This window comes from Leekyejoonella antrihumi (assembly GCF_007845645.1).
GTDB lineage: Bacteria > Actinomycetota > Actinomycetes > Actinomycetales > Dermatophilaceae > Leekyejoonella > Leekyejoonella antrihumi.
The window spans coordinates 1-9,198 of sequence record NZ_VCQV01000068.1; the positions used below are offsets into that span (position 1 = coordinate 1).

At 59.6% G+C, this 9,198-nt stretch carries 6 protein-coding genes; all 6 read right to left on the minus strand.

Going from position 1 to position 9,198, the window contains the following annotated elements; genetic code table 11:
* Positions 1–80: 80 nt before the first annotated feature.
* The 6 genes from FGL98_RS23925 to FGL98_RS23950 all read right to left on the minus strand — a co-directional run bounded on the left by FGL98_RS23925 (position 81) and on the right by FGL98_RS23950 (position 8,397).
* Positions 81–908 carry an FAD-dependent oxidoreductase gene (locus tag FGL98_RS23925; RefSeq protein ID WP_146321245.1) on the minus strand — a complete coding sequence of 276 codons (828 nt, stop codon included), beginning with the start codon at positions 906–908 and terminating at the stop codon, positions 81–83.
* Complete coding sequence (locus tag FGL98_RS23930) at positions 896–1,726, minus strand: MOSC domain-containing protein (RefSeq protein ID WP_146321247.1); 831 nt, start codon at positions 1,724–1,726, stop codon at positions 896–898. Before FGL98_RS23930 ends, FGL98_RS23925 begins: the two co-directional genes overlap by 13 nt.
* A gap of 150 nt (positions 1,727–1,876) precedes the next feature.
* A complete protein-coding gene (wrbA, locus tag FGL98_RS23935) occupies positions 1,877–2,524 on the minus strand; it encodes an NAD(P)H:quinone oxidoreductase (RefSeq protein WP_281289211.1) in 648 nt (215 codons plus the stop codon).
* Between the two features lie 461 nt (positions 2,525–2,985).
* Positions 2,986–4,452, minus strand: a complete 1,467-nt coding sequence (locus FGL98_RS23940; protein WP_146321252.1) for an APC family permease — start codon at positions 4,450–4,452, stop codon at positions 2,986–2,988.
* A gap of 761 nt (positions 4,453–5,213) precedes the next feature.
* The gene (locus FGL98_RS23945; protein WP_246136724.1) at positions 5,214–6,509 is read right to left on the minus strand and encodes an NAD(P)/FAD-dependent oxidoreductase; all 1,296 of its coding nucleotides are present in this window, start codon (positions 6,507–6,509) and stop codon (positions 5,214–5,216) included.
* 391 nt (positions 6,510–6,900) lie between these two features.
* Positions 6,901–8,397, minus strand: a complete 1,497-nt coding sequence (locus tag FGL98_RS23950) for an APC family permease (RefSeq protein ID WP_186526362.1) — start codon at positions 8,395–8,397, stop codon at positions 6,901–6,903.
* Positions 8,398–9,198: the final 801 nt, after the last annotated feature.

The window sequence follows — 9,198 nt, forward strand, 5'->3', positions numbered from 1 at the left end:
GAACCGCCCACCCGACGCGCCAGTCGGGCCACCAGCATGCGCTGGCCGACAAAACCACCCGCACACGGCCCCAACGGCACTCACAAGCAGTTACTGGCCGCCACATGAAAGAGGGAGGCTAGAACTCGCGCGACGTCGAGCGCCACGTTGCCGTTTCCGATGATGACAGCTCTCTTGCCTGACAGGTCGAACTGCCGGTCGGCGAAGTCGGGATGGCCGTTGTACCAGGAAATGAAGTCGCCAGCGGCGACCGACCCCGCGCGGTCCTCACCTGGAATGTTCATCGTTCGATCATCAGAAGCACCCGCCGCCCAAAGGACAGCATGATGGTGTCGCAGGAGCTCATCGACCGACACGTCTCGCCCCACCTCGACATTGAAGAGACAGGTCACGTTCGGTCGCCGCAACACTTGAGCGAAGTGCTCGCCCATAAGTTTGGTCCGGTCATGGTCCGGTGCGACGCCAGATCGGATAAGCCCGTACGGTGTGGGGGTCCGTTCGAGGATCGTCACGGAACCTCCGCGAATCTCACTCAGCTCCGCGGCGGCATACAGCCCGGATGCACCGGCCCCGACAATTGCCACCCTGCATTCCGGCCGCTCTCGGGATAGACGGTGGCGAGTGAGGGGAAGCGGCGTCACGTCCGATAGCGCATGTGAGGCGAAGTAGTCCGCGTTCATGTCGCGGAAGGCACCGCCTGATTGCCTAAGCTCAGCCTCGGGGTAGATCGCTTCGACTGGGCATGCCGTGGCACACGCACCGCAGTCAATGCAACTGTTCGGATCGATGTACAGCTGCTCGGCGGTGGTGAAGTCCGGGTCGTCAGGGCGCGGTCGGATGCATTGCACGGGACAGACGGATACACAAGAGGCGTCGCCACAACAACTTTGGGTGATTACGAAGGCCATGGATCTCGTGACCTTCCGCTGTTCATGAATACCGGGTCCCCCGTCGCCACGCGACCGGGATCCACGACCTCGGCATACACTCCGAAAAGCACGGCGGGCCCCCACTCTTTGCTCGGCGTTGGGCCCCGCACTTCACGGATCCGCCGCTGCATCTGCAGTCCGCGATCAGCATCAGCAGGGCGACTCTCCACGGCAAGGCAGCGCGGAATTCCGCTGCGCATCCCTAACCGACAAGTTCCTGCCGTGAGAATCTGGCCCTCCCACGTGTCCTCCACGAAGGGAAGGTCACCGACATCGACGGTGATATTCAGTCTGAAGCGGTCGGGGTCCACTGGCCGTCCATCCAACTCATTGCCGAGTGCGGACAGCGACGCCGTCGACTGCAACGTCACCGGGTAGACGTCGTACCCGCCACCTGGCTCCGCACACTGCGCGAGTCGCAGGTTGCGACCGGCGCGGCGCGAGAACCACTCGTCCCACGGTCCGGGCGTCCACCACCCGTACACCGTTCGATCGTCGAATGTGAAGGGGCGGACAGTACCCACGTGCCGCACCACGGACGCGCACTCCGTCGTACCCGACTGGCCGATAGAGAACGTGTTGCTCCCCCGGTCATACAGGGTCCAGTAGGCGAGGAACACGGGGTCCTTCGGTACCGAATAGAGTCTCCCGTCGACATCGACAAGAAAGAACTCGCGGTTCCCGGCAATCCCCGTGGGAGTCACATCAACGACGTCGACGTGCCGCAGGCTGAATCCCTTGGTCGCTGTCACCTGCAACGCGGTGACCGAGCCCAACTCGTCTAGTCCTGAGTCCACGGCGGGACCCTGACAGCCGTCGCTAGCTCGCCCTGGGTCGTAGTCGCTCCTTCAGAAGCATCGGTACGTGCGAAGTCGTGCGCCGATCCCGGGTGTGGGAGCACATAAGACGAGGCGCACCCGACTGTGGCCCAGATCGCTGTTGTCATGTCATTGGCCGCGAAGGCTGCCTGCAACTGCGACGACACGTGAGGCAAGGTGATCAAGGGCAGCAAGCTGGGCCTTGCCGAGCGGTGCATCGTTGGTGGATCCCGTCACATGCGACACCCCATAGGGATTGCCGTCTTCGAACTTGAGTGGATCGGTATATCCGGGTGGAACAATGATGCCACCGAAGTGGTAGACGGTATTGAAGAGCGCGAGGAGCGTCGATTCCTGTCCACCATGGTCCGTCTGTGACGAGGTAAACCCGGCGTACGCCTTACCCGACAATTCGTTTCGGGACCAGGCGGGGCCGAGCGTGTCGAGGAACTGCTTGAGTTGGCTCGCGACGTTGCCGAACCGGGTCGGTGAGCCGAGCAGTACCCCGTCCGCCCACGTCACATCCTCGGGCGTGGCGGTCGGCACGTCCCGCGTGGCCTCCAGATGAGCGGACCACGCAGGGTTGGATTCGATGGCCTCGGCGGGCGCTAGTTCAGCTACCCGGCGGAGTCGCACGTCGGCCCCAGCAACCTGGGCTCCGGTCGCAAGGCGTTGGGCCATCTCGTGAACGGTCCCTGTTGCCGAGTAGTAAATGACTGACAGTTTGACGGATGACACAGTTACGCTACCTCTCCAAGTCGTGGTCTGTGCTGCCATTGTCACAGCGGCACTCCACATCGCGCCCTCCTGAAACGGTGAATTTGCGACCTGGACTTGCAGAAGACTGCCTGCGATGTCACGGAATCTCTTATGCGACCAGTCTGATCTTGGGACCGTCGACACAGTCGAGTCAGTGCTGGCGGTCCGCCTCGCTGATCTGTGCGATCGGTTTCCACCGGATCGCACCGCATCAATTTCCCTGGTGCCGCACACAGCGCGGGCGCGGCACACCGCCGCCCGTGCGGCAAGAACAGTGTCGAGGTGGTTCTTATTGTCATCTCGGCTAGCTCTCGCGTGATCCACGCCGGCAAACCGCATGTCGAGGCCCGTAGACGTTGATGGATCGAGACGACGCCGTATTGGGCAACCTGCCTCGAGGAACCGGGCGGCTCGAGCCTGCCCGGTTCCTCGACTTCACCCGTGCTCAACACCGGCCGATCGAGCCAGGATCGGTCGCGTCAGACAGGATCAGCCACCTCAGCCTTGTCAGCCACGTCAGGCACAACAGGACCTTCATCGCGAAACCTGAGCTTCTGCCGATCCTGCAATTTTTTCCGGATTACGAACGTGATCGGCCCGAATGAGAGAAGTACCAGCGCAATCACAATAGAATCGCTGTTGCCGTATCCTGCAATATGCGGATTAAGGAAGCCAACGATAGTAACGATTGCGTCTATGACGAAAATGATGACAGCGATGCCAACCCAAAACCTTGGCAGCTTAAGAGGCCTTGGCCATTCTGGCCGATCCTTTCGAAGTAGGATATACCCGCCCACGGCAAAGGTCGTGCAGAGGAGATATCCGAAGTTGCTGGCAAACAGGACAGCGATTGTGGACCCGAGGAAGAACACCATCGCCAGGTTGATTACGAGATCGATCGTCATCTGCCGGACTGGCATCCCGTTCCGTTTGCTCAAGTGGTCGAGTTGCTTAAGTGTCATCCCCTCCCGCGCCAGGCCGTATAGGGCCCGACCGGCATCACCGGTTGATGCCGCCATAGAGGCAAACATTGATGCGCAAATGAAAGCCGTGATCAAACCAGAAGCGGGACCGACAATTTTTTCGAAGGCGTCGACCGCGTATCCCACCGGATTGTCCGTCACAGCAGCCTCCCCCACCGTCCCGGCAGCACCTATCGGAGCGAGCGAAAACGCGAGCAGCATAAATATTCCACTCGACATAGCAGCCTTTGGAACATCCCGCTTTGTATCACGAAACTCTGGGGAGAACGTCGCGACGATCTCAGTGCCATAGACGCTCCAGCCCGCGACGTAGATCAAGCCGATTGCCAACTTAAGGCCATCCCACGGCCCGTCGAAGTGGAACGTGAAGCTAGAAGCGCTCCATTGACCTGAGAAAATCGGCGCGACAATAAATAGCACCAGTGCGACGACTGCTCCCGCGTTAAGCAGCCACATCAGTCGGACCGTAAGCTTAATACCGATGACATTTACGAGCCATACCAATATAATGGCTGCGGCGGCCACGAAATGTTGGACGCCAACATGGACACTCCCAATAGTGAAGAATGTTCCGCTGCTTGCGAACCACTGTGCCTTTACAAGTTCGCCCAGGGTCAGGCCAATCGCGGCTAAGGCCAGAGACCATGCCATCCAATATCCGTATACACAGAGCGGCCCGATCGGTGAAAAATACTTGCGCCATGCCTCGTGGGCATACATTCCGATCCCGCCAGTCTTATCCGGAAACATCAAAGCCATCTCCGAGTACAATGCGACTTGAAGTAGTCCAATCACGGCCGCACCGGCCCAAATAAGCAGCATGCCCCATACGCCGACTGCACCGATAGTGTATCCAATCGAGGTAAATATCCCCGTAGTTATAATACCGAGCGTGAGCGCAAAACCAGACGACCAGTGCAATTTACCCTTAATAAGTTCCGCGTCGTTCTCTGCGTTTTCCATGTGATCTCCGCTCCTCTACTTTGGCTGAGCTAATACAAAACCTGGTGACTGTGAGAGCGCTCGAATACCCGTACGGGTGCTCTCACTGTGAAGGAGGCTGCACCTCAGATACCGGACGCGCATACAGCGCTGCATTTAGTTAGGTCGCAGTGAGTGGCATTCTGAAGATCGTGCTTGCACTGACAAGCGGAGCGAGTCTGGCCGCAGCCCGCGGCAGGTGTACGACTCCTGACTGGACCATGGATGCTTACGGACAGCTAAAACTGCCCCGCCAAGCATTGACGCTCCCGTTTAAGTAACTATGTGATGCGGCTCATATGCTAGGTGACACGTTTGAGACGAGGCACGACCACTTCCGGAAAGTTTGTGCAGGCGTTGTGCGGAATCTGACAACCGATGGGTCGATCAACGCTCATGCGCATTCACGCGAGCCTTGCGCCGATCACGCTGGCCGCACCATTGGTGTCTGGAACGCCATCCTGGCATCCCGGACGGCCCGGATATACCGAAAAGCAAGGCCCCGACCAGCAGTCACCCCTGCGCCTTGGTGCCGTCGCGCGCCGGCGCCGTTGCCGGCCGGCGCGGGCAAGGGCTCATCCACGAGGTCAGAAGACGCGTCGACCCCGTGTCTTCAGCTAGCATCTGGAAGATCGTCTTCGCTGTCAGCCAATATGTCCCGTGGCCGTTCAACTTTCCCAGAACACACGGATATCCGCGCCCTTCGACGGGCGGGTTACATCAATCCAGCGGTGGACGGAGAATTAGTGACCCAGAGCCCGCCAGAGTCCCGAAGCCAGTCGCGATGGCTTCCCGAAGCGAGCCTCACTTCGGTCTGCAATGTTGAACGCGGCGGTGCCAGCATTGACACCGACCCAACGCAACGGCTCCGGTTCCCACTGAGGTGAGGTGCGGTTGACCCATGGCAGCGTACGGATGTCGGTATCCAGGTTCACGATCTCTGCGGCGAGGGTCCGGCCAGCAAGGTTCGTAGTGGCGACGCCGTCGCCGATGTAGCCACCAGCGTGAGCCATCCCGGACCTAGGGTCGTAACTCACCGACGGGTACCAGTCGCGCGGGATACCGAGATTCCCGCCCCATGCGTGAGTGAATGGCACGCCCTTGATCATCGGGAATAGATCCAACAGGATGCTGCGGAGCATGGCGTGGACTCGTTTGTCATCATCAAAATCCGGCTTGACTCGGGAGCCAAAATGATATGGGGCGCCGCGCCCGCCGAAGGCGAGTCGACCCTCACGGGTTCGCTGACCGTAGATGCGTAGGTGACGTTTGTCGCTGAACGTCTCGCGATCCCGCAGCCCGATCTCCTGCCAGATTCTCTCCGGTAGAGGGGCAGTCGCGATCATCAGCGAGTACATCGGGACGATTGCGCGGTGCGCAGTCCTAATTTGCGCGGTATACCCCTCGGTCGCGCGGACAACGACGTCTGCTCGCACGGTGCCGTGGGCCGTGGACAGACTGCGGCTCCGCAGTTCGCGGACCTCGGTGGACTCGAAGATCTTCACGCCGAGGGCACGTACCGCGTTGGCGAGCCCATGGACCAGCTTGGCCGGTTGCACGGCGGCGCAGTGGGGAGTGAATGTTCCACCATGGACGTGCGATGCTGCTAGCCTTTTGGTAGCCTCGTCGGCGTTCAAGAGCCTCATGTGCTCCTCGCCGAATCCCCATTCGCGCCAATTTTCAACTTCCTGTCGACTTCTGGCCCACTGGGCGTTGTTACGTGCGACGGACACGTATCCCCCGCGCTGGAAATCACAATCAATCTTCTCCGCATCGACCACGTGCCGAATCTCCTCGACAGTGTCAAACATCGCCTGCTGCATTCGGATGGCTTCCGAACGAGAACTGGTGGCGGCAACCTTCCGCAGGGTCGCCGGAAAGATGGCCGAGCACCACCCGCCATTGCGTCCGGATGCGCCAAATCCGACAAAATTCTTTTCGAGTACTGCAATGCGCAGTGTCGGATCAGCTTTTGCCAGGTAATACGCTGTCCATAAGCCAGTGTATCCACCACCCACGATCGCGATGTCGACTTCCAAGTCACCTTCAAGGGGCCGTTGAGGAGCCCAGTTGAGTTCTGCGTCCTCGTGCCAAAAACTCAGAGCGGCGCCTGGGCGAGCCTGCTGACTGTGCACTCGTAATACCTCTTTCTGAGTCTGACCCTAGCGGGTGGGAATCTGACGCGATAGCAGCAGATTTCCAACTTTCATGAGAGCTAGTTATCAATGGTGAGCTCGGTCCGCTCTCGCTCGACGCGGTGTCGACGCCCGTTGCCACCGCGGTCGAGTTGCCACTCTTCCACCACGCGTTCGGCTCGTTCAGGATGTCCCGCACGCTAGCATGTCCCCGTCCGCGTCGATTGAATAAGTAATGGGCGACCGAGTCAAAAGTGAACTGTTGTAGGCAAAATCTCGGTTGCGGGAGCCATCATCAGCCCGGAAGCCGTGATTCACCCGGTCCGCCAGCATCTTCGAACGCGGCGATTTCCTCGCCGAATGCTTCGGATGACGATGTTCGTCCTCTCGTGAAGAATCGCAGGACGCCACCACATACGAGCCAACCGAGCGCTGCGTATACGGCCACATTCAGCGGACTGGCCGGGAAAGGGAAGAACTGGGCCTTGATAGATATCCCAATCAAAATGACTACCAGTGTCGGAGCTACATAAGTAACCCAGGGTGATGCCTTTGTCCGATATCCGACGGCCGCTCCAGCAATAGCAACGATGGGGTAGACGAGGGCGAGGATGACAGCGTCCACCTCGTACATCCAGCTGAATGCGGCCAGACCACCAGCAGCCGATCCACCCTTCCATAAAACGCTGATAATATACCCGACACCGCCAATTATCCCAAGGACGACAATCGCGAGAGTTGGGGTATCAAACCGTGCATGAGTGCGGGCGAATACTACTGGCAGATGCCGGTCCCGGCCCCATTCGAAAATCAGCCGCGACATATAGTTGGTAAACCCCAAGCAGCCCGTGATCCCGGCCAGCGCGACAACGAGAATTAGGAACGACCCAAACCATGAAACCATATACTGGTTGGCCAACGTTTGGACGACGCCAGCGCCGAGAAGACCCCAGTGACTCGTCCCATGTACACCGAGACCGGTGGTGATAGCCAGCGAAGTTAAGAGGTAGAACACGACCACTAAACCCATAGTGCCCATAACGCCCTTGGGAACAGTTTTACGCGGGTTTCGCACCTCCTCGGCCATGAAGACACCACCCTCTGATCCAGCCATACACGTGACAGCCAGACCCACGCCGAGGAGCAACGACTCAACCGACGCGCCGTGCAAGTCGAAAGGGTTGAGAGCACTCCAAGCGATACCACTCTTCCCGCCTTGAAATAGGATGAAGAAATCCATCAACACAATCGAGACGACACCGATAGCCGTGAGACTCAGCAGCAGAACGACTGAGACACGCACTCCGAAGTGCACGGCCGCTAGCACCAATGCAGTCAAAATGAACGCCCACCACACCCACGTAGATGAGAGCCAAGAGCTGTGTGGTAGAACCGCTGCGAAGAAATTCTGGATCAGAAACGCGGTCGAGATGAACGTGGCCGGCGTGATAATGATGCCGATGCCAAGGTAAAGCCATCCGGTGAGATAGCCAACGTCTCTACCGAGGCCCTTCGTCGCAAAGCTATAGAGGCCTCCGGCTGCGGCCACGTGGCGGGAAAGGCTCGCCATGACCACTCCGAACGCGAGCATCCCAATAGATGCAATGAGAAAGGCTGCTGGAGTGGCGCCGCCAGCGATGCCGCCTACGACAGACCCAACCAAAAGGATCGAATATTCAGGTGCAACACCGCCGACTGCTACCGCGATCAGGCCGGGTAACCCCATGGCACCTGCACGGAGCCCGCCGCTTTGACCTGTGCTGGCAGTTGTGTCATTTCGTGGATTTTCCATATGGCGCTCCAATCGCTGATTCCGCCCGCGATGGGCGGGGACACCAGGGAACGCCACCCATATGCGCGCCTGAGTTCCCGGCAAACGTACTCGCCTCAACGTCGATGGCAGTTGCTCAATCCTGCAGAGTCCGGTCCCGTTGTTACGGATGCCGCGTAATGCCGGATGACCTTCCATCCTGACGGCACACTGGGCAGTTGGACAGGCCCCGCGATACATCAGTCCACGTTGACAAATCGATGATCTGCGTCAGGGGCTTGAAGAGTCGGAGTACGACGCAGTACCCGTGCTGCGCACGTTCAGCCAGACCGTAGAGTCTGAGATCTCACGCGGGCGGTTCGTCGGCATTCGGAGCAGAGTCGACCACCCACACGTCGTCCTTATGGATGCTGGTCAACGCGCCCAACCGCACGCGGGGGTCAGCAGGGCGTAACTCCAGCCCTTGCACAGCCGCCAGTTATGTCCCGACTGGGGTACCACCCGTGTGCGGGAAAGCGGCAGCGGCGGGAACATCGGCCGTCGGTGAGCATTGACAGGCAGGGATGATCAGGCGTGAATCCGGCACTGTCACGGTCGAAACGGAACCCGCTTGTGGCATCCGCCGTCGCATCGTGCCATACGGGCGCACAGATCGGCATCCACGCACCTCCCAGTTCGTGTTCGGTAAGCAACGCCGACCCTAGCCTCCCTCTTTCATGTGGCGGCCAGTAACTGCTTGTGAGTGCCGTTGGGGCCGTGTGCGGGTGGTTTTGTCGGCCAGCGCATGCTGGTGGCCCGACTGGCGCGTCGGGTGGGCGGTTC

Bases quoted from the DNA above. Each gene is read 5' to 3' on its own strand.
- FGL98_RS23925 (WP_146321245.1), bottom strand. From the start codon at position 908: ATGGCCTTCGTAATCACCCAAAGTTGTTGTGGCGACGCCTCTTGTGTA.
- FGL98_RS23940 (WP_146321252.1), bottom strand. From the start codon at position 4,452: ATGGAAAACGCAGAGAACGACGCGGAACTTATTAAGGGTAAATTGCAC.
- wrbA (WP_281289211.1), bottom strand. From the start codon at position 2,524: ATGGCAGCACAGACCACGACTTGGAGAGGTAGCGTAACTGTGTCATCC.
- FGL98_RS23950 (WP_186526362.1), bottom strand. From the start codon at position 8,397: ATGGAAAATCCACGAAATGACACAACTGCCAGCACAGGTCAAAGCGGC.